The 1379-nt window shown below is 65.0% G+C and carries 1 protein-coding gene; it reads right to left on the bottom strand.

The annotated features are described in order from the left end of the window. Positions 1-38: 38 nt before the first annotated feature. Positions 39-1331: an IS256 family transposase gene (locus tag ACZ49J_RS45395; protein ID WP_467457747.1), complete on the bottom strand. Its 1293-nt coding sequence runs from the start codon at positions 1329-1331 to the stop codon at positions 39-41. Between the last annotated feature and the right edge of the window lie 48 nt (positions 1332-1379).

The following is a 1379-nucleotide window of genomic DNA, read 5'->3' on the forward strand; positions in this document are numbered from 1 at the left end:
GGGTCTGTCAAACGAACGGTGTAACCAGGGTGGTTGGGTTATTGGCGGGCCGCTGAGAGCCGGCCGTCGAAGGTGATATCGAAGGCGTTCAGCGCGGTCTTCCAGCGCATGGTCCAGCGGGCCTGGCCCTTGCCGGTGGGGTCGAGCGACATGATGGCCATGTAGACGCACTTCAACGCGGCCTGCTCGTTTGGGAAGTGTCCGCGGGATTTGACCGCTCGCCGGATCCGCGCGTTGACCGACTCGATCGCGTTGGTGGTGCAGACGATGCGGCGGATCTCGGCGTCGAATCGCAGGAATGGGGTGAACTCGTCCCAGGCGTTCTCCCACAGTTTGACGATCGCCGGATACTTCCTGCCCCAGGCGTCGACGAACTCGGCGAACCGCTCCAGGGCGGCCTCCTCGGTCGGGGCGGTGTAGACGGGCTTGAGAACCTTGGCCATCTTGTCCCAGTCCTGGCGGGCGGCATACCGGAAAGAGTTCCGCAGCAGGTGCACCACGCAGGTCTGCACGATCGTCCTCGGCCAGACCGTCTCCACCGCCTCGGGCAGGCCCTTGAGCCCGTCGCAGACCAGCATCAGCACGTCATTGACGCCGCGATTCTTGATCTCGGTGAGGATGTGCAGCCAGTGCTTGGCTCCCTCGCCGCCGTCGCCGGCCCAGAGCCCGAGAATCTCCCGCCGACCCTCGGTGGTGACGGCCAAGGCCACGTAGATCGGTCGGTTGGCGACAGCACCGTCGCGGATCTTCACGTGGATGGCGTCGATGAAGACTACTGGGTAAACGACGTCAAGAGGCCGGTTCTGCCACTCGGCCATGCCGTCCAGGACCTTGTCGGTGATGGTGGAGATGGTCTGCCGGGAGACCTCGGCCCCATAGACCTCCGCGAGATGGGCCTGGACCTCACCGGTGGTCAGGCCCTTCGCGGCCAGCGAGATGACCATCTCGTCGACGCCGGTCAGGCGCTTCTGCCGCTTCTTGACGATCTTCGGCTCGAAGGAGCCGTCCCGGTCCCGGGGCACAGCTATCTCCACCGGTCCCACGTCGGTCAGCACGGTCTTGGAGCGTTTGCCGTTGCGGGAGTTGCCACCGTCCTTGCCCGCCGGATCGTGCTTGTCATAGCCAAGGTGGTCGGTGATCTCGCCCTCCAGGGCGGACTCCAGCAGCCGCTTGGTCAGCTGCTGGAGCAATCCGCCCTCACCGGTCAGCTGCAGGCCCTCGGCCTGGGCCCGGCCCACCAGCTCGTCGATCAACTGGTCATCCACGGCCTTCGCCGACACAGCCTTCGTGGGCCCGGCAGCCTCGGACTCGGACACGTTCTCACTGGTCATCGATGCATCTTCCATGATCGGGAGTTACACCGAACGATTTACAGTCCC

It is taken from the genome of Streptomyces sp. NPDC030840 (genome assembly GCF_055572015.1).